Source organism: Geobacillus sp. FSL K6-3411 (assembly GCF_037965715.1).
GTDB lineage: Bacteria > Bacillota > Bacilli > Bacillales > Anoxybacillaceae > Geobacillus > Geobacillus thermodenitrificans.
On record NZ_CP150187.1, the window covers coordinates 917,075 to 935,691 of the forward strand.

Below are 18,617 nucleotides of genomic sequence, written 5' to 3' on the forward strand. Positions count from 1 at the left end.
TTTTATTTATCCCATATTTACATAGTTGAATTTCCCCTTCTATTTTGACAGGATGGAGGTCGCTGGTTCGAGCCCAGTCGGAATCACTAAAGTGAAAAGCTTGAAATCCTTGCATGTATCAAGGATTTCAAGCTTTTCGTTTTTTATAGCATTTACTCAAATGACGGTCGTGCCATTTTGGTACCGAAGCATTTTTCGTTTGATTTTGATAGCAAAGCATCGATCTGATTGGATGCTTCCTTTTCAATTAAGATATAAATGGTTAACTATCATGATGTTTTTGAAAAAATAAAGCAGCATCATTTCATATGCTGCTGGTAGGTGATTTATTTGCTATTCACTTCAACGTAAGAAGGAATCGGACAAGCCTCTTGCTTTAAAGAACTGTACTGTGAATGTGGATCAATCTCCACATCTTTTGTGCGCGCTTCAAACCAAGAGGTGATCAACGGCTGTAGAGAAGAATCGATATCTAATAACGTTGTTACGTGAACCGGGTGTGCACGATTGGTCAGTTTTACACTCATGACACCAAACATTCGCTGTAGCAAAGAACGCTCAAATTGCAATTCAAGCAACTTTGCGCGTTTCGTTACGAGTGTTTCTACTGTAAAGGCACCTGAGCGAAGCTGCACATGTGTATCTTCTAACCGAAACGCTGTATGACGGTATTCTCGAATGCGGTTGATATAAGTAAACACCAACACAATCGCACCAAGAATAAAGAAAAGTGGTTTCCAAAATCCAATGGCAGCAACGAGGCTTGCAAAAATAGGCGGCCGAAGCCAAATCAACTTTTTTGCTTTAGGGGATGCATAATGTGTCATACTACGCAGTTGAAATTCTGGCAGCATGATGGCTATTAATTCATGTGCTTTTTCCGTCGGTAAGTACGGGAAAAATTCATTAAGGTTTTGGTCCTCACTCGGCAAAATTTCCCCTGCTGAAATCAGCTTAATGGTTGTCACACCGAGCAACTTTTGATAGCCGTTTTGTTTGTAAATGACCGCTTGTACTTTGTCTTTACGAATGGAAAAGCTTTGTTTAGAAAGCCAGCCTTTTTGTACATAAATGCGTTCATTGTCCATTGAAATGGTATATTGATAGTAGCTATTAAACGTTTTAAAGACGCCGATACCGACAGCTGCGAATACGGCAAGTAAGACGAGCAAGATGAGCAGCCATCCTGAAAGATGAGACATCACCGTATCTACATTAATGTATTTCTCTGGATGTACATCTGACCATATATTTAAGCCAATAGGAATGATGGCTAAAAAACTGAAAGACAAAAGGGACGCTTTCAAAATATCACGAATGGTAGTAGTAAAAAGAACTTGACGTTCAGATCCATGGATGGCTTCCCCAACCTGTTTCTCTTGATTCCCATTTCGTAAAACATAATCCTCTATCTTGATGCAATCTGCTTTGCTTACAAATTTCAATGTCACATCGCTAGTCGCTTCACCTGTTTCCATTGTGATCGATTGTACGCCAAATAATCGTTGCAAAACATTTGCCTGCGTTTGCACATTCTCAAATTTTTCGCGCGGTATAAATTGCTCTGATTTAGAAAATAGGCCCTTATGTATATGAATACCATCTTCAGCAAATACCACTTTAGTAAATAATGTCTCATAGATGCGAAACAGGAAACTGAATCCGAAAACCGCAATCGCACCCCATTGCACAATATTCATGAACATAGAGTTACTACCTGCATTTAGGAATAAAATGAACAGTATAAACAGATTGTTTTTGATAAGGTCTAGCATGTCATAGAATAGTTTTAGCTTGGAATAGCGAAACGTCATCTTTCATCAAGCTCCTTTAAACGGGCAAGCTTCGAAATATCATCGCGGAGCTTTATGGCAACTTCTTCCTCAATATGTGGAATGGTAACGCCGCCTTGCATCGTTTTAATTTCAATGGAGCGGACACCATATTTTCGCATAATGATGCCTTGAATCAATTCAATGGATTGTATTTTTGTCATCGGCACTACAACTTCCACTTTTGTCAAAACCCCGCTTTTAATGTATAAAAAATCATCCGTTAGCCCGTATCGAAATGTTTTATAGTATATCGGTGAGCTTACAAAATACGTCCACGGAATACCAATGATAGTAATGATAAACAGGGCGATCCAAACATACCGTAGCCAGTTCCACCAGTTAAAATAATCTGTGCAAAAATAAAGTCCAGTTATAACGACAAGGGAAATGAGTGATGTAATCAGTTCATTTAAATTGCGCACCTTCATCGCTTTAGGTGAGATTTGTTGATACTGTACTTCCATACGGTTCTCTCCTTTAAGTTGGAAAATTATCCATGCAATTTCACTTACGGTAAGTGATAAAAAAAGTTTCGTTTGAATAAGCTGTGATTGAAATTTTTGTAAAACAGCTATTTCGAAAAGTGAGAGATCTTTGAAGGAAATGTTTTGGGCTATGAGATACATTTTTGCTCTTCGCATAGCCCACAGGATATGAGTATGAGATGAAAAACAAACTTCAACAATCGGGCGATTTTTTTGAAGAAAGATGGAATGATATATGACTTTTTTTAGGTTTAGGGAATTTCATTAAAAAATTCAAGAGGCTGTCTCAAAAGGTCGTCTAAACCGACCTTTTGAGAGTAGCCTCTGTTTCTTTTTCTTACCATTTGGTTATTTATTCCTTTTTTGAGGCAGGAATTTCTCCTTATTTCCGAATTTTATCCTATTTTTTCCTTGTTGGGTCGGTCGTTGTGGCCCACTTTCTCAAATTGTGGGCAGCACAAACTAGACCCCACTCCAAGGTAATTTTTGGGAGGCCTCTCAATGAAAACCGATGAAATTGCTGATTATGCTTGATTTGCCCAAACACCGGCTCGTTTTCGATTTGCCGTCTTCGATATGTCGTCGCCCCTTCTTCCGTGGACAGCCGTTTCCGGATTTCTTGCCGTTGTTGTTGATTTTTCAAGGAAACGCGGATGGTTTTCGTGTCTTTGCCTTTGGCACATGCTGCTTGAAACGGGCATCCGGCACATGCTGTACAACGATACGTCCGTTTGACGATGACGTACCCGTTGTCGGTCGTTTCCTTCCGTTTATACACAAACACCAGCCGTTCCCCTTTCGCGCAAATCCACTCATCCAATTCCTCATCGTACGTCATGTTCTCGATTCGGCCGATCTCTTTCGCCCACGCTTTCGTTTGTTCCCGGTCCAATGTGTTGTACTTGATCAGCGCGACGATCTGCTTTTTCTCGCAGTACGTGTAGTTCTCCTCACTCCCATAGGCGGAATCCGCAATCGCTCGTTTAGGCATGGGACGCCCATAGGCGGCCAATTGCTCCAAATGTGGAATGAAGCATCCGGCATCCCCCGCCCGTTGATGCACGCTAAATCCAGTGATGAATTGGTTCTCTGTCCCTATCTGCACATTATATCCCGGTTTGAGCTGGCCGTTTTTCATATGGTCGTCTTTCATCCGCATAAACGTCGCATCGGGGTCCGTTTTCGAAAAACTGTTTCGTTCGCCTAACACTTTTTTGTATTCTTCATATTTTTTCTTACGGGGGAGAATGTCTTGTTCCAATTGCTGTTTTGCTTTCTTTAACGTGCGATTCTTCGGCTCTTTCTTTAGATGTTCTTCCACTTGTTCGATCACGGCTTCGATCTTTTCAGACGTGATCGGTGAAGCTTCCAGCTTTTCTTGAAAATCTCCTTCTTGTTCCGACTCTTCATCCTCTTTTACCACCTGTTCGATCGAGGCTACGATTTTCCGGAATTTCTCCTCCAACTTCTGATCGTACTTTTCCGTTGATTTGCGCCAAACGAACGTGTACTTGTTGGCGCTGGCCTCGATTTTCGTTCCATCCAGAAAGTAATCCTCTAGTTTGACCAACCCTTCTTGACGCAGAAGATCGACAATGGAGAAAAACGTTTCGTAAATGATGTCCTTCATCCGTTCCGACCGAAATCGGTTGATGGTGCGGAAATCCGGTGTTTGATGGCCGGATAGCCACATAAAATAAATGTTTTCTTTCAATTGCTTGGCGATTTGGCGAGAGGAATAGATCCGATTGGCGTAGGCATACAGGATGACTTTCAACATCATTTTCGGATGATAGGCTGGGCGGCCTCCGCCGGGATAGAGGGAAACGAGCAGAGCTGGATCCATTTTTTCCACGGCTAGATCCACGATCCGGCAAAGATGATGTTTGGGAATGAGAATTTCAAGATCCATTGGCAAAATGAGTTGATCTCGGTTATAATAAATGTACATAAGAAAACCGTCCTTTCTTGGTAGGGTTGTGGTGACTCTATTATACCAAAAAAGGAACGGTTTTCTTCTTTTTTTGCCCAAAAAAGTGCCCCAAAAGCGAACGCTATGCGAACACTTTTGGGACATCCTCTTGAGTCATTCTTCTGTATTTGCATTTTTTCACTTATTCATTCTGCTCGTATCTATTCAATGTGTGTTATTTTAGATTATCATTTAAAACGCTCTCCTCTAACACAGTAAATTTATCACCGTATACCTTGGTAATATGTTTTTCTCCCCATGCACATAAAGAGTCTAAAATCTCTTTTAAACTCCATCCATATTCGCTAAGTTCATATTCCACTTTTGGAGGAACTTGGTTATAAACAATGCGATTAATGATCCCATCTGCTTCTAACTCGCGTAGTTGTTGAGTTAACATTTTTTGTGTAATGCCGGGCATAAGACGTTTTAGCTCACTTGTCCGTTTTTTACCGTGTGTTAGATGGCAAAGGATTACGCATTTCCATTTTCCGCCTATCACTTCTAATGTTGCTTCAACGGGAATATTATACTTCTTTTTTTGCATTTTTCTTCCTCCTAACCGATAGGTACTAAAAAGTATCTATAGTACTTTTAAGTGTCTATATTACTTAAAAGTACGTACTTTCCTGAGTAATTTATATGTATCATAATAACATTTGCCGGCCGGTTTTCACCATCCTCTTTTGTATATCGTTTGTTTGCATAGATGGAAACAATGATTAGGAGGCAAAAAAATGACTTTAGATAAAAAACGAAGTACATTGGCATTGCTGGCATTAGCAGTGAGTGCCTTTGCCATTGGGACAACGGAATTTATTAGTGTAGGACTATTACCACTTATATCTCAAGATTTACACGTTTCTGTTTCAACGGCGGGGTTAACCGTTTCCTTATATGCTTTAGGGGTAACCTTTGGAGCACCGATCCTGACATCTGTGACATCGAATATGTCACGTAAATCGTTATTACTTTGGATTATGATTATTTTTATTATCGGAAATAGCATTGCTGCTAGTGCAACTAGTATTGGTGTGTTGTTAGTCGCTCGTGTGCTTTCGGCTTTTTCACACGGGGTATTTATGTCAATTGGCTCCACGATCGCAGCAAGTTTAGTACCGGAAAATCGCAGAGCTAGTGCTATTTCCATTATGTTCACAGGTCTCACCGTAGCAACTATTACGGGTGTACCTTTTGGCACATTCATTGGGCAGCAATTCGGCTGGAGGATTGCTTTTATATTTATTGTTGTTGTCGGCATTATTGCTTTCATCGCCAACGGTATTCTTGTTCCATCGAATTTACGAAAAGGTGCTCGTACTACATTGGGTGATCAGTTCAAGCTTTTGACAAATGGCCGCTTATTGCTTTTATTTATCATTACGGCTTTAGGATATGGAGGTACGTTTGTTGTCTTTACGTATTTATCTCCACTTCTTCAAGAGATCACGGGATTTCATGAGAAGACAGTTGCTGTCATTCTACTTATCTATGGAGTTGCCATTGCGATTGGTAACGTGATGGGTGGAAAGTTGTCTAATCAAAATCCGATTGGTGCATTATTTTATATGTTTATTGTGCAAGCCATTGTGCTCTGTATCTTAACATTCACAGCTCCATTTAAAGCAGCTGCATTCATTACGATCATCTTAATGGGATTGCTAGCTTTTATGAACGTGCCGGGACTGCAAGTATATGTAGTAATGTTAGCCGAGCGTTTTGTACCGAGTGCAGTAGATGTGGCTTCTGCGATTAATATTGCAGCATTTAACGCTGGAATCGCAATCGGATCGTACCTGGGTGGGGTAATCACCGATTTGCTTGGACTTATTCATACACCGTGGATAGGAGCATTAATGGTTCTAGGAGCTGTGATCTTAACAGATTGGAGTCGAACCCTAGAGCGAAAAGATCAAAAAAGTGTTGCGTAAAATTTAGATAAAGAAGGAAAGACATTCAAAAAAACAACCTTTCAATATACGTTTACAGAATGCGATGACTATCAACTATGCTTGCTTTCTTTGTTGGTATAAATCGGTTTATTAACTAAAAAATATAAAATATTGCTTAGAGGGAGGTGATGGATACTTACATAGACAGCAACACTGTTTAAAACCAATTTCAATTCTTAATCATTAGGAGGTCAAGTTATGGTTGCAAAAAATTTACAAGATACAACTACTTTGCATAACGGTGTAAAAATGCCCTGGTTTGGTATCGGAGTGTTTAAAGTAGAAGAAGGTCCCGAGCTAGTTAATGCTGTCAAAACAGCCATTAAACACGGTTATCGCAGTATTGATACAGCAGCTATTTATGGAAATGAAGTGGGAGTCGGTCAAGGTATTCGTGAAGGGATGAAAGAAACTGGTATTTCTAGAGAAGAGCTATTTGTGACATCGAAAGTTTGGAATACCGATTTAGGATACGAATCTACGATTGCAGCCTATGAAACGAGCTTAACTAAACTTGGTTTAGAGTATCTAGATTTATATCTCATTCACTGGCCTGTAGAAGGTAAGTATAAAGATGCATGGAGAGCATTAGAGACGCTTTATAAAGAAGGACGAGTAAAAGCTATTGGAGTAAGTAATTTTCAAATCCATCATCTTGAAGACTTGATGAAAGACGCAGAAATTAAACCAATGGTGAACCAAGTGGAATACCATCCGCGTTTAACCCAAAAAGAACTTCAGTTGTTTTGTCAGGAACATGGGATTCAGCTAGAAGCTTGGTCTCCATTAATGCAAGGTCAATTACTAAATAATGAGGTTTTACAAGAGATCGCAAATAAGTATAACAAATCTGTTGCCCAAGTCATTTTACGTTGGGACTTACAAAACGGCGTTGTAACCATTCCGAAAACTACAAAAGAACATCGCATTGTTGAAAACGCATCAGTATTTGATTTTGAGTTAACGGAAGAAGATATGAAGAAGATTGATGGTCTGAATCAGAATCATCGAGTCGGTCCAGACCCAGACAATTTTGATTTTTAACATGTTCGCCGAGAAGGACCCATCTCTTAATGGCTCGTAAGGGGGAGAGGCTCATAAACGGAAAAGAAGTACCTTATGGGACTAAAGGAAGCTCAAGACTAGATTAGTATAAAGATTATTACCCCAGTCAGAATCATCAAATGAAATCCCTTGAGTCACAAGGCTGCAAGGGATTGTTTGTTTTTTCAGTGATCTAGTGTAATTTTTAGAGTGATTGAGCAATTATTGCATCCTATTTTTTATATTAAAAAACAAGGGGAGAGTCCTATGCCATTGAAAACAGGGGATGTCATCACCTTCGGCTGGACGTTTCTGGTGACAGCGGCATTCATCATGTCACCCCATATGAACAAGGAAGGCTTGTCGTTCAAGGATTGCTGACGACGACGTTGCCAACGAAGATCGGTGGGGATGATAACATCTTGGCGCGCACGGTGAATGTTGAGTGTTTGCGCCCTTTGTTTACGGGGGATACGATCCGTTGGGATGTGAACATTGAGAAGTCGGGATTTTTTATAGGATATATTGGGAGAGTGAAGAAATTTCGAAGTTGGACTACGATGAACCGAAAGAGGCTCTCTCATTGAAAACTTGCGTTTCTACCTATTACAAAAGGAAAATCACTCATTTGGGCCTAGGAAAGAAAACGACATCTGAACAATCAATTTCTTTGTTGTCATTTGATGGGCTGTTGGTCCCGAGTTGTGGCCTCATGGATGAGGTTAGCAAGTTCACGCTCATGGCCATGATGTCGGTTTGGGAAAACGGATAGATCGCCGTATTTTGCGGGTGAAGTGGTTAGACACCATTTCGCCATAACTTTTTGAACAGATTGTGAAATGTTGAACAAAGTTATTCCGTTTGTCGGAAAAAGGAGTATGATGAAAGTGTAAGGAACATCTTCCAAAATGAGAGGGGAGACATACAATGGTAGTAAAATGGTTGCGTGAATACGTTACAGCATCAGCGTTGATGGTAGTATTGAGGCTGTATTTAGGATATGAGTGGATGGTGGCAGGGTGGGGAAAACTGACGAACGGCTTTGATGCTTCAGGGTTTTTAAAAGGAACGTTGGCGAAGGCCACAGGCGAACATCCAGCTGTGCAAGGCTGGTGGGCAGCCTTTATCGAAAACGTAGCACTGCCGAATGTTGGATTGTTTAACTTCCTCGTGCCATGGGGCGAATTTCTCGTCGGCATCGCACTGATTCTTGGATTGTTTACGACTTTTGCTGCGCTCATGGGAGCGGTCATGAACTTCGCCTTCATGTTCTCGGGCACGACGAGCACGAACCCGCAAATGGTGCTGCTGACCGTCTTCATCCTCGTCGCCGGGGCCAATGCGGGACGATACGGTTTAGATCGTTGGGTGTTGCCTTATCTCCGCCAACGGTGGACGGATAAAATGCATCGTCCGCATCGTCCGGCCGTAGTGCATAAATAACCGCCATCACGCTGCGTAAGCTGTTTCGGATTTCTTCTTTATTCCAACGGCCGCTTCTTCTCCGATATGGAAGGAAGCGGCCGTTCGCTGTAGCAACCAAAATCTATGATCACGATCGCCCTTTTAAATAGAAGGATGGATCATCTTAAGCTGGAAGTGGGACACTTTCAACTTTTAAAAAGCGGGTGGCTTTTTATCCGTTTTGACAAACTCTTTTAGCAGATCGTCAAAATGATATTTATATTATTTTTATAATATATATGTTGTTCGCCTTTGATACTGCTCCCTTCTAGTAAATAAGTTGCGAGAAATTTGAACAAAATAGCAAAATATTTGACAAAAACTTCAGGAAATTTCTTGGCTGCGCTAGAATATGAATATAGGAAAATAAACCATTTTGGGAGGTGGATGTATGCTACATATTGTAGCCTGTATTAAGCAAGTGCCGGATACGAAGGTCGCCAAGATCAACCCGAAGACGAATACGATCGACCGCGCGAGCGCCCCGGCGATTTTAAACCCGTATGATGCGCATGCTGTAGAGGAAGCTGTCCGCTTGAAAAAAAGATATGGCGGCGTCGTTTCCGTCTTGACGATGGGCCCGCCGCCGGCAGTAAAAGCGATTCGAAAGTGCATTGAGCTTGGTGCTGATGAAGGGTATATGATTTCCGACCGCGCGTTTGCCGGGGCGGATACGTTGGCGACGAGCTATGCGCTGGCGAAGGCGTTGGAACAAATCGCGAAACAACGGCCGATTGATTTGATTATTTGTGGAAAAATGACCATCGACGGTGATACAGGCCAAGTGGGGCCAGGCATTGCCCGGCGTTTGGATATTCCGCCGCTCACCGGTGTGAACAAGGTCGTTGAAATTAACAAAGAAAAAGGATATGCGATTGTCCACCGCAAGCTCGAAGATGGTTATGAAGTCGTGAAGTCGACGCTCCCATGTTTATTCACGGTTGAAAAGGAAATTAACGACATCTCCTTTGCACCTTTACCCAACATGATTAAAGCCGCACGATACTACCCGACAATTTGGACCGCAAACGATTTGGAAAACGTTGACCGCAAACAGTTAGGATTAAAAGGTTCCCCGACAATTGTTTCGAAAATATGGACACCACCAAAGCCAAAAGGCGGTGAGATGCTCGAAGGGACGACAGAAGAAAAAGTAGAACAGCTGCTTTCGATCGTGCTTGAGAAAAAAGAGTTGTTTCAATCGTAGCAACGTTCCTGAACCTGCTTGGCTCGCTGCTAGGAGCGAAAAGGAATGTTTGATGTTCACAAGGAGGGGATAAAGTATGAACTTGGCTGATTACCAAGGGATATGGGTCTATATTGAAGTAAAAGACGGAAAGGTAGCCCCTGTTTCCTTGGAATTGCTTGGGGCCGGGCGAAAGCTCGCGGATAAACGCGGCACGGAACTTGGCGGAGTGTTGATTGGAAGCGGTATCAAAGAGCTCGCTCCGACGTTGTTCGCTTATGGGGCCGACGTTGTCTACGTCTATGACGATCCGATTTTTGCCCATTACCGCACAGAACCGTATATGCGCGCATTGCTTCACTGTTGCCAAAAGTATAAGCCGGAAGTGCTGTTATACGGAGCGACGCCGACAGGAAAAGACTTAGCGAGCGCGATTGCCACGGATTTGCCGACTGGATTGACGGCGGATACGACGATTCTTGACATTGAAGAAGACACGGGATTATTGTTGGCAAGCCGACCGGCGTTTGGAGGCAACATTATGGCGACGATTTTATGCAAAAAGTACCGCCCGCAAATGGCGACGGTCCGGCCGAAAGTAATGAAGGCTCTTCCGCCAGATCCGACTCGAACCGGCCGAATCGTTGAAGAGCGGATCGAGCTGCGCGAGGAGGAGATGCGGACGAAAGTGCTTGAAGTCGTAAGGCAAACAGTAAAAAAGGCGCGTATCGATGAAGCGGATATCGTCGTTGCCGGCGGCAAAGGAATGGGCAGCAAAGAAGGATTTCAGCTTATCCATGAGCTGGCGGATGTCCTCGGCGCCGCGGTCGGCGCTAGCCGTGATGTCGTTGAAGCCGGCTGGATCGACCACCATCACCAAGTCGGGCAAACCGGGGTGACGGTGACGCCGAAAATTTATTTCGCCATCGGCATCTCAGGAGCGATTCAACATATTGTCGGCATGCAAAACTCCGAACTGATCATCGCCATCAATAAAGATCCGAACGCGCCCATTTTCCAATCGTGCCATTATGGCATTGTCGGCGATGCGTTGGAGATTGTGCCTTTATTAATCAAACGGTTTAAAGAAGAGATCCCGAAATTAAAAGCATCAGCCGATGCGAAGGAGGAAATCCGCCATGCCTGAAAAATTTGACTGTATCGTCGTCGGAGCGGGTCCGGCCGGAACGGCTTGTGCCTATGAGCTCGCCAAAGCCGGAGTCAACGTATTGTTGCTTGAGCGCGGCGAATATCCAGGATCGAAAAACGTCATGGGCGGCGTGCTCTATCGAAAAATGATGGAAGACATAATCCCTGAGTTTTATAAAGAGGCGCCGCTCGAGCGGCCGATTGTTGAACAGCGGTTTATGTTGATGGATAAAGAGTCAGCGGTGACGTTCAGCTATAAAGGATTGGAGTGGGGACGCGAGCCGTATAACAACTTTACCGTTTTGCGGGCGAAATTTGACCAATGGTTTGCCGAGAAAGCGGTCGAACAAGGAGCGTTGCTTGTTTGTGAAACGGTGGCACTCGAATGCATCGTCGAAAACGGCCGCGTCGTCGGTGTCCGCACTGACCGTCCAGATGGCGAGGTATACGCCGATGTCGTTGTGCTGGCTGATGGCGTCAATTCGCTTTTGGCGAAACAGCTCGGGTTTCATCGCGAATGGCGGCCGGATGAAGTTGCCTTAGCAACAATGGAAATTTTAAAGTTGGACAAAAAAGTGATTGAAGAGCGTTTCAATCTCGAACCAGGGCAAGGATGCACGATCGAACTGCTCGGTGATGCGACGAAAGGCATTTTAGGGACAGGGTTTTTATATACGAATAAAGATACGTTAAGCATCGGCGTCGGCACGCTGCTTTCCGGGCTGATTAAGCATAAGATTAAGCCGTATGAGCTGCTTGAATACGTGAAAAACCATCCAATGATTCGACCGTATCTTCAAGGGAGCGAACCGGTCGAGTATTTGGCGCACTTGATTCCGGAAGGTGGCTATCATTCGATGCCGAAAGTCGTCGGCGACGGCGTGCTTGTCGTCGGTGACGCCGCCCAGCTCGTCAACGCCATTCACCGTGAAGGCTCGAACATGGCGATGACTTCCGGGCGCTTGGCAGCCGAAACGATCATTATGGCCAAAACGTACAACGACTTCTCGGAAAGCATGCTTGACCACTATCGCCTGAAACTGATGGAAAGCTTTATTGTCCAAGACTTGAAGAAGTATAAAGATGCCACCCATCATTTTGATGCGTTCCCGCAATATTTTGAACGCTATATTCCGCTGCTCAACCGGGCGGCTAGCCATATGTTCACCGTCGATGGAGCATCGAAGTGGGAAAAACAGAGAAAAATTTGGCGCGATCTTGGCTCGATGAAAGAAAAACTCAAATTGGCGCGCGATGTGTTTAAGGCATGGGAGGTGATGAAATAATGAGCCATTCGTCAACCATTGAGGAAAAGCAATATTTAGTCCGATTTAATGCCGATACGAAATCACACCTTCACGTCCTTGACCACGACATTTGCCTGACGAAATGTCCGGATAAAATTTGCACGATTTTCTGCCCGGCGGCGGTATATAAATGGGAGGGAACACGGATGCATGTTGGTTATGAAGGATGTCATGAATGCGGCAGCTGCCGCATCGGCTGTCCATATGAAAATATTCGTTGGGAGTATCCGAGAGGCGGCCACGGGATCGTCTTTCGGTTAGGGTGATCGCCATGTTCCAAATCGGGGATTGCGTCGTTTTCGCCCGTGATGGGGCAAGGGGAATCGTGCTTGAAATGAACGATCACTCCTGCCACGTGTTATGGGAAGACCGTTTTGTCAGCTGGGAGAAAAAAGAGCTGTTAACGGTCGATGTTGAGTTGACGAAAAGACAAACAATCCGTGTTTCTTCCGAACATGTTTCCTCTGATGTCAACCACCCGTTGTAAGGGTGGTTTTTTGTGTGCATGGGCAGCCCTCCGTGCTCACTAGGAAAGGTTTGGTTATGAACGGTGCAAAGACAAAATTTCATTGGAAATTGCTGATTTGCGGATGCTGTGTATGACAATCAAGCTGATGAACGGCATCCGTTTGGATCAAGTGATGAAACGGTTTGGGCAATGGGTTCATGCCATAGCGAACGGGAGATCACGCCGTTCGCTTTTTTTAGGTGTAGGGACTATCTTTTGTTATTTTGTTCCTTTGAAGGAAATTATTTTTTTATATTTTGCCGGTAATATATTGGAGGTTTTAACGTTTATATATTCGGGAGTGAAAATGTAACAACTATTTTTTTACAAAAAACCTTTAAATTTCAAATCAGCTTGTAATAAAATGAAAGTGTTCTTTGATAATTCTTTTGTTCTAGCCTTATCTGTTCATTGATTTAGTGAATGATTTCCACTTCACTTGACTTGAAGAGGGCGTTTCTTCGTTTCACGACGAAAGCCGCCTTTCGCCTCTCTGAGCCCTATTTTGGGTCGTCCCAACGGTGAGCATCCGGTGATTCGGAGTTCTTTCGCACCGCGGATATTTTACCTATGGGAGGCTTGGCTTTTTCCGTGAAAATGTGGGTGCGTTGAGCCGCCGTTTTCATGATCGGGTGAAGAACAAAGTTTGCTCATGGAACTTTTCCATGAAACCCCATATATAAAAACATCATACACAGGGCCTTTATCATGTGGGGGGTTGACACTAAATTACATTCATCTTCTGTTGATTGGCCAAACTCTGCCTTTTATGAGCGTAAAGCAACAATCTTCTTTTAGAACGATGATACCAAGGGGGAAGAATCAACATTATGTGCGGCTTTATCGGTTGTGTTCACGATCATCCGCGAATAAGAAATAAAAAATGGAACGAAATGTTTCAACTAATGAACGGTCTTATTACCCATCGCGGTCCTGATGATGAAGGGTATTTTTTTGATGACTACGTGTCTTTCGGGTTTCGACGTTTAAGCATTATCGATTTAGAAGCAGGGCATCAGCCGCTCTCTTACGAAAACGAACGCTACTGGATCATCTTTAACGGGGAAATCTACAACTATATTGAATTGCGGGAAGAACTGTTGGCGAAGGGGCATCAATTCGCGACGCACTCTGATACTGAAGTGATTGTTGCTCTTTATAGCGTGGAAAAAGAAAAAGCAGTCGAAAGGCTGCGCGGGATGTTTGCGTTTGTCATTTGGGACAAGCAAGAGAAATCGGTGTTTGCGGCGCGGGACCCGTTTGGTATTAAGCCATTTTTTTATGCGGAACAAGAGGGTCGCACATTTTTTGCTTCAGAAAAGAAAAGCATTTTGTTTGCGTTGGGGCATGAATCATTGGAGCATGATTCTCTACAACATTATTTAACCTTCCAATACGTCCCTGAGCCATTGACGATGTCGTCTGGCATTTACAAGTTGGAACCAGGGCATTATATCAAGAAAAAAGTTGGGGAACCGCTCACCGTTCACCGTTATTGGAAAGCATCCTTCCAGCCTGTTCGCCAATCGGAAGAGGAGCTTGTGAAACAAATTCGCGAGGCGCTGTTTGATTCGGTGAACGTGCATATGCGCAGCGATGTGCCGGTTGGAGCGTTTTTGTCAGGCGGGATTGACTCATCGTTGATCGTGGCCATCGCCAAGCAATTCCATCCGCATCTTAAGACATTTTCTGTCGGGTTTGAGCGGGAAGGGTTCAGCGAAATTGATGTTGCCAAAGAAACGGCGGAGAAGCTCGGTGTGGACAATATCAGCTATGTCATCTCCCCGCAGGAGTATATGGACGAGCTTCCGAAAATCATGTGGCATATGGATGACCCATTAGCTGATCCGGCAGCTGTGCCGCTCTATTTTGTGGCCCGTGAGGCGAGAAAACATGTTACGGTCGTGCTTTCCGGTGAGGGGGCAGACGAGCTGTTTGGCGGTTACAATATTTATCGCGAACCGCAGTCACTGCGGCTGTTCGAGCGGATGCCAGACGTGGTGAAAGCTGTGTTGCGGATGATCGCGAAGCTTCTTCCGGATGGAATGAAAGGAAAAAGTTTCTTAGAACGCGGGACGACGCCGCTCGAGGAACGGTATGTTGGCAATGCGAAAATGTATAGCGAAAACGAAAAAGAGGCATTACTCAAAACATATCAAAAAGGGCGCGAGTATACAACGATTACGGCTCCCTTTTATGAAGAAACGTCTCATTACCCTCCGGTCAACCGGATGCAATACATTGACATTCATACATGGCTAAGAGGCGATATTTTATTAAAAGCGGATAAAATGACGATGGCTCATTCGCTCGAACTGCGGGTTCCATTTTTAGATCGAAAGGTGTTTGAAGTCGCATCCAAAATTGCTCCTGACATGAAAACAGCCAACGGTACGACAAAATACATTTTGCGCAAGGCCGCTGAAGGCATCGTGCCGGATCATGTGTTAAACCGGAAGAAACTAGGGTTCCCGGTGCCGATTCGCCATTGGCTGAGAAATGAAATGTATGACTGGGCAAGACGACTTATCTATGAAAGTGAAACTGACCATTTGTTCCATAAGGATGTGCTATACCGTTTGCTCGATGAGCACGCCCAGCAGAAAGCGGATCATAGTCGCAAGCTGTGGACCGTCTTGGCGTTTATGATCTGGCACCAAGTCTATGTAGAAAAGAAATACGATTTTGCTTTATCTGTACAAGACGAAAAGTGGTCAACATCTGTTTTGGAGGCATAGCAGCGAACTGAAAAGGGGTCTCGGGAGTGTAGCCGGGACTCCTTTTTTGATGATTGCAAACAGAAAAGGAGTTCAGCAGTGAAGGGGGGAGTCAGCTCCCGTTTGATGCGGAAAGCAGGATTCCACAACGTTTTCCCTCAAATGAGCAACGGTTGGAAACGTATGTGTTCACGGAATAAAAAACCCCCTTCTTGACCTGTTTCTCCGTAAGAAACAGGTCAAGAAAAGGGACCGCGAATGGGAAGTTCCACTGTAAAGGTCGCTCCTTCTCCCGGCTCGCTCTGAACGGAGATAGTTCCATGGTGCATATCCACAATTTGTTTCGCGATCGCCAAGCCGAGCCCGCTGCCGCCTGCGGCGCGATGGCGGGATTTATCGACTTTATAAAACCGCTCAAAAATGCGGGGTTGGTCATGCTTTGGAATTCCCGGCCCTGTATCAGAAATCGTGACGATGGCTTGTTCGCCACGGCGTTGAACCTGGACGGTGATTGTTCCTCCTTTCGGTGTAAATTTGATGGCATTATGGATCAAGTTCAGCCACACTTGACTGAGCAAATCTTCATCAGCTGTAATCGATACTTTTTCCATCACGGCACACATGTCCACGTCTTTTTCCGCCCACTGCGGCTCGCAGTGAAGAATGAGCGTTTGTAATTGCGTGTCCAAACGATAGGATGTCGGATGAAGCGGGTAGCGCTCAGAATCTAACATCGCCAACCGCAGCAAATTCTCGCTTAGCTTTGACAGTCTTACGCATTCAGTTTCAATAATATCAAGATAATGCATCCGCTGCTCTTGGCTTAAGTTCTCGTTTTTGAGTGCGCGGGCAAATCCACGAATCGATGTTAGCGGAGAGCCAATCTCATGAGAAACGTTGGAAATAAATTCTTGACGCATGTCTTCCATGGCCTGCAAATTTGCGGCCATGTCGTTAATGCGTGTCACGAGTTCGGCAAACGGATGATGCCGTCCGCCCCAGTCAACCTGAAGATTCACTCGAAAATCGCCTTTGGCGATTCGATTAATGGCGTCTATTAAGTGGTGCCAAAATACTCTTTCGCGCTTTCGCAAAAAAGGACCGATCGCGCTCATGGTCATCCCGAATAGCAAAAAGCCGAAGATCGATGAAATGATTTGCCGAACGAGCGGATGCGGCTGCCAAGCGAATCGGGTGTAGATCGCTTCTGTGATGAAATATGCCGCAGACCAAAAGAGGCAGATGATTGACATCACAGCGATCACGGTCAAGATGGATTTAAACACAAACCATAATCGTTTCATTGGCGTGCCTCCAGCCGATAGCCGAGTCCACGAATCGTGCGGATGAAAAAGGGAGCGTTCGGCTGAGCGAACCGTTCACGCAGCCGCTTGATATGAACATCAACGGTTCGCTCATCTCCTTCATAATCGTAACCCCAAATCTGTTCAATCAATTCGTCGCGCGTGAACGTTTTACCGGGATAGCTGGCCAGTTGAAAAAGCAGTTCGAATTCTTTTGGTGGCAAAGGGACTTCCACGTCTCCCAAACGGCATTCGTACGTCTTGCGGTTTAACGACAAATGGCCAATTTGCACGATTTGCGAGGTGGCGATACGATACCGTTTAAGCAATGCTTTGACACGGGCGACAAGTTCAAGGGGGTCAAACGGTTTGACGAGATAGTCGTCTGCCCCAAGAGAAAATCCTTTCACTTTTTCCCTCGTTTCCCCTTTAGCGGTCAACATCAGAATGGGAACATCGTCATAGTCGCGCAGTTCACGGCATAGTTCCCACCCATCCATTTCCGGCATCATAATATCCATAATGACCAAATCTACTTTCGTCGTTTCTAGCACGTCAAGTGCTTCTTTTCCATTAGCTGCTTCGTGGATTGTCAATCCTTCCAAACTTAAAAAATGGCTGACGAGTTCGCGGATATGTGCATCATCATCGACAACTAAAATTCGGGCCATTGTCATCTTCCCTCCACGCGTTCTCTTTTCCATTGTGCCGTTTTCGTTCGTCCCCGTCAATGTAGCGGGCGTATTGCTCGCCATTCATCGCTATTCGTCCGATGTTTTCGTTCGTTTCCGTTAATGTAGCAGCCCATCTGTTCCTTATTTTCATCCTGACGTCAGATCGTGAATGAATCTGTTTGTTGGTTTTGGCTGTTCGGGGGATAAGTGTCAGACATCCCCCATGATTATGCGCGGCGCATATAGACACGAACCGTGATCGGGGCAAAAATCGCGACAATCGCTCCTGCGCCGATTAAAGAAATAATAAAATCAGTGCCAATCGTGCCATGGTTCGTTAGTTCGCGAACGGCCGTGATCATATGGGAAAGGGGATTGGCTTTGGCAATCCATTGCAGCCAGTCAGGCATTGTCTTGACTGGCACGAACGCATTTGAAAGAAACATAAGCGGAAACAGCGCCAACATGGAAATTCCTTGTACGCTAGCTGCATTGCGGGCAATGACGCCGAAGAAGGCAAATATCCAGCTGACAGCCCACGTGCACCCGATGGAGAACACGATGGCAAGCGCCACACTGGCGACACCTCCTTCCGGACGATAGCCGATGAGAAATCCGATGGTAAACGTCAGCACAGCGGCAATGACATAGCGAACGACATCGGCTAATAACGCCCCTGCCAACGGCGCGATGCGGGCGATCGGCAATGATTTAAAGCGGTCGAACACACCTTTGTCCATATCATCCCGAAGTTGGACTCCTGAAGCGACAGAGGCGCCGATCAATGTTTGGATGAGAATGCCGGGAATAATCATTGGCAGGTAGTTGTCCACATTTCCGGCGATGGCTCCACCAAAGATATAAGTAAACATCAACGTGAAAATGATCGGCTGGAAAGTGACGTCAAATAGTTGTTCCGGCGTACGCCGTACCTTCAGCAAACCGCGGTAGGCCATTGTAAACGAGTTTCGCACCGCTTGGGAAATGCTCGTACGGCTGTTCAGTTGGCGAGTGTTCATT

18 protein-coding genes and 1 pseudogene are annotated in these 18,617 nt (G+C 44.7%); 11 read left to right on the top strand and 8 right to left on the bottom strand.

The window, feature by feature from the left end; all coding sequences use genetic code 11:
- Positions 1-326: 326 nt before the first annotated feature.
- The 4 genes from NSQ22_RS04690 to NSQ22_RS04705 form a co-directional block, all read right to left on the bottom strand.
- A complete protein-coding gene (locus NSQ22_RS04690) occupies positions 327-1,814 on the bottom strand; it encodes a PH domain-containing protein (RefSeq protein ID WP_011886990.1) in 1,488 nt (495 codons plus the stop codon).
- Positions 1,811-2,299, bottom strand: a complete 489-nt coding sequence (locus tag NSQ22_RS04695) for a PH domain-containing protein (protein ID WP_099232936.1) — start codon at positions 2,297-2,299, stop codon at positions 1,811-1,813. The genes NSQ22_RS04690 and NSQ22_RS04695 overlap by 4 nt, the downstream gene beginning before the upstream one ends.
- 421 nt (positions 2,300-2,720) lie before the next feature.
- Positions 2,721-4,271 (bottom strand): IS1182 family transposase, encoded by a 1,551-nt coding sequence (locus NSQ22_RS04700; RefSeq protein ID WP_013399800.1) that lies wholly within the window; start codon positions 4,269-4,271, stop codon positions 2,721-2,723.
- 196 nt (positions 4,272-4,467) lie between these two features.
- On the bottom strand, positions 4,468-4,839 hold the full coding sequence (locus tag NSQ22_RS04705; protein WP_008878902.1) for a helix-turn-helix domain-containing protein: 372 nt from the start codon (positions 4,837-4,839) through the stop codon (positions 4,468-4,470).
- A 190-nt stretch (positions 4,840-5,029) separates the two neighbouring features.
- Between NSQ22_RS04705 and NSQ22_RS04710 the strand changes: the two genes are divergently transcribed.
- The 11 genes and pseudogenes from NSQ22_RS04710 (at position 5,030) to asnB (ending at position 15,640) form a co-directional block, all read left to right on the top strand.
- Positions 5,030-6,223, top strand: coding sequence for an MFS transporter (locus NSQ22_RS04710; RefSeq protein WP_029760340.1), 1,194 nt, complete (start codon positions 5,030-5,032; stop codon positions 6,221-6,223).
- 219 nt (positions 6,224-6,442) lie between these two features.
- Positions 6,443-7,288, top strand: a complete 846-nt coding sequence (locus tag NSQ22_RS04715; protein WP_029760341.1) for an aldo/keto reductase — start codon at positions 6,443-6,445, stop codon at positions 7,286-7,288.
- Positions 7,289-7,555: 267 nt separating this feature from the next.
- Positions 7,556-7,791: pseudogene (locus NSQ22_RS04720) on the top strand (enoyl-CoA hydratase); the annotation flags it as partial.
- Positions 7,792-8,215: 424 nt separating this feature from the next.
- On the top strand, positions 8,216-8,731 hold the full coding sequence (locus NSQ22_RS04725) for a DoxX family protein (protein ID WP_081157188.1): 516 nt from the start codon (positions 8,216-8,218) through the stop codon (positions 8,729-8,731).
- A gap of 412 nt (positions 8,732-9,143) precedes the next feature.
- A complete protein-coding gene (locus NSQ22_RS04730) occupies positions 9,144-9,959 on the top strand; it encodes an electron transfer flavoprotein subunit beta/FixA family protein (RefSeq protein ID WP_008878898.1) in 816 nt (271 codons plus the stop codon).
- Between the two features lie 76 nt (positions 9,960-10,035).
- Entirely contained in the window at positions 10,036-11,085 is a 1,050-nt protein-coding gene (locus NSQ22_RS04735; RefSeq protein WP_008878897.1) for an electron transfer flavoprotein subunit alpha/FixB family protein, read from the top strand.
- On the top strand, positions 11,078-12,373 hold the full coding sequence (locus NSQ22_RS04740) for an FAD-dependent oxidoreductase (RefSeq protein ID WP_029760344.1): 1,296 nt from the start codon (positions 11,078-11,080) through the stop codon (positions 12,371-12,373). Before NSQ22_RS04735 ends, NSQ22_RS04740 begins: the two co-directional genes overlap by 8 nt.
- Entirely contained in the window at positions 12,355-12,660 is a 306-nt protein-coding gene (locus NSQ22_RS04745) for a 4Fe-4S dicluster domain-containing protein (RefSeq protein ID WP_049756676.1), read from the top strand. Before NSQ22_RS04740 ends, NSQ22_RS04745 begins: the two co-directional genes overlap by 19 nt.
- Positions 12,661-12,665: 5 nt before the next feature.
- The gene (locus NSQ22_RS04750; RefSeq protein WP_008878894.1) at positions 12,666-12,881 is read left to right on the top strand and encodes a hypothetical protein; all 216 of its coding nucleotides are present in this window, start codon (positions 12,666-12,668) and stop codon (positions 12,879-12,881) included.
- Positions 12,882-12,993: 112 nt separating this feature from the next.
- Complete coding sequence (locus NSQ22_RS04755; RefSeq protein ID WP_008878893.1) at positions 12,994-13,215, top strand: hypothetical protein; 222 nt, start codon at positions 12,994-12,996, stop codon at positions 13,213-13,215.
- A gap of 517 nt (positions 13,216-13,732) precedes the next feature.
- Complete coding sequence (gene asnB / locus NSQ22_RS04760; RefSeq protein ID WP_011886997.1) at positions 13,733-15,640, top strand: asparagine synthase (glutamine-hydrolyzing); 1,908 nt, start codon at positions 13,733-13,735, stop codon at positions 15,638-15,640.
- 218 nt (positions 15,641-15,858) lie between these two features.
- Here the strand turns inward: asnB and NSQ22_RS04765 are convergent, their stop codons facing one another.
- The 4 genes from NSQ22_RS04765 to NSQ22_RS04780 all read right to left on the bottom strand — a co-directional run bounded on the left by NSQ22_RS04765 (position 15,859) and on the right by NSQ22_RS04780 (position 18,616).
- On the bottom strand, positions 15,859-16,923 hold the full coding sequence (locus NSQ22_RS04765) for a HAMP domain-containing sensor histidine kinase (RefSeq protein ID WP_011886998.1): 1,065 nt from the start codon (positions 16,921-16,923) through the stop codon (positions 15,859-15,861).
- Positions 16,920-17,594, bottom strand: coding sequence for a response regulator transcription factor (locus NSQ22_RS04770; protein WP_008878890.1), 675 nt, complete (start codon positions 17,592-17,594; stop codon positions 16,920-16,922). Before NSQ22_RS04770 ends, NSQ22_RS04765 begins: the two co-directional genes overlap by 4 nt.
- Positions 17,569-17,748 carry a hypothetical protein gene (locus NSQ22_RS04775; protein WP_190300619.1) on the bottom strand — a complete coding sequence of 60 codons (180 nt, stop codon included), beginning with the start codon at positions 17,746-17,748 and terminating at the stop codon, positions 17,569-17,571. The genes NSQ22_RS04770 and NSQ22_RS04775 overlap by 26 nt, the downstream gene beginning before the upstream one ends.
- A 76-nt stretch (positions 17,749-17,824) precedes the next feature.
- Positions 17,825-18,616 carry an ABC transporter permease gene (locus NSQ22_RS04780; protein WP_008878889.1) on the bottom strand — a complete coding sequence of 264 codons (792 nt, stop codon included), beginning with the start codon at positions 18,614-18,616 and terminating at the stop codon, positions 17,825-17,827.
- Position 18,617 lies beyond the last annotated feature (1 nt).

Excerpts from the sequence above, each read along its gene's own strand:
- NSQ22_RS04690 (WP_011886990.1), bottom strand. The coding sequence starts at position 1,814 with ATGACGTTTCGCTATTCCAAGCTAAAACTATTCTATGACATGCTAGAC.
- NSQ22_RS04695 (WP_099232936.1), bottom strand. The coding sequence starts at position 2,299 with ATGGAAGTACAGTATCAACAAATCTCACCTAAAGCGATGAAGGTGCGC.
- NSQ22_RS04700 (WP_013399800.1), bottom strand. The coding sequence starts at position 4,271 with ATGTACATTTATTATAACCGAGATCAACTCATTTTGCCAATGGATCTT.
- NSQ22_RS04705 (WP_008878902.1), bottom strand. The coding sequence starts at position 4,839 with ATGCAAAAAAAGAAGTATAATATTCCCGTTGAAGCAACATTAGAAGTG.
- NSQ22_RS04710 (WP_029760340.1), top strand. The coding sequence starts at position 5,030 with ATGACTTTAGATAAAAAACGAAGTACATTGGCATTGCTGGCATTAGCA.
- NSQ22_RS04715 (WP_029760341.1), top strand. The coding sequence starts at position 6,443 with ATGGTTGCAAAAAATTTACAAGATACAACTACTTTGCATAACGGTGTA.
- NSQ22_RS04725 (WP_081157188.1), top strand. The coding sequence starts at position 8,216 with ATGGTAGTAAAATGGTTGCGTGAATACGTTACAGCATCAGCGTTGATG.
- NSQ22_RS04730 (WP_008878898.1), top strand. The coding sequence starts at position 9,144 with ATGCTACATATTGTAGCCTGTATTAAGCAAGTGCCGGATACGAAGGTC.
- NSQ22_RS04735 (WP_008878897.1), top strand. The coding sequence starts at position 10,036 with ATGAACTTGGCTGATTACCAAGGGATATGGGTCTATATTGAAGTAAAA.
- NSQ22_RS04740 (WP_029760344.1), top strand. The coding sequence starts at position 11,078 with ATGCCTGAAAAATTTGACTGTATCGTCGTCGGAGCGGGTCCGGCCGGA.
- NSQ22_RS04745 (WP_049756676.1), top strand. The coding sequence starts at position 12,355 with ATGGGAGGTGATGAAATAATGAGCCATTCGTCAACCATTGAGGAAAAG.
- NSQ22_RS04750 (WP_008878894.1), top strand. The coding sequence starts at position 12,666 with ATGTTCCAAATCGGGGATTGCGTCGTTTTCGCCCGTGATGGGGCAAGG.
- NSQ22_RS04755 (WP_008878893.1), top strand. The coding sequence starts at position 12,994 with ATGACAATCAAGCTGATGAACGGCATCCGTTTGGATCAAGTGATGAAA.
- asnB (WP_011886997.1), top strand. The coding sequence starts at position 13,733 with ATGTGCGGCTTTATCGGTTGTGTTCACGATCATCCGCGAATAAGAAAT.
- NSQ22_RS04765 (WP_011886998.1), bottom strand. The coding sequence starts at position 16,923 with ATGAAACGATTATGGTTTGTGTTTAAATCCATCTTGACCGTGATCGCT.
- NSQ22_RS04770 (WP_008878890.1), bottom strand. The coding sequence starts at position 17,594 with ATGGCCCGAATTTTAGTTGTCGATGATGATGCACATATCCGCGAACTC.
- NSQ22_RS04775 (WP_190300619.1), bottom strand. The coding sequence starts at position 17,748 with ATGAAAATAAGGAACAGATGGGCTGCTACATTAACGGAAACGAACGAA.
- NSQ22_RS04780 (WP_008878889.1), bottom strand. The coding sequence starts at position 18,616 with ATGAACACTCGCCAACTGAACAGCCGTACGAGCATTTCCCAAGCGGTG.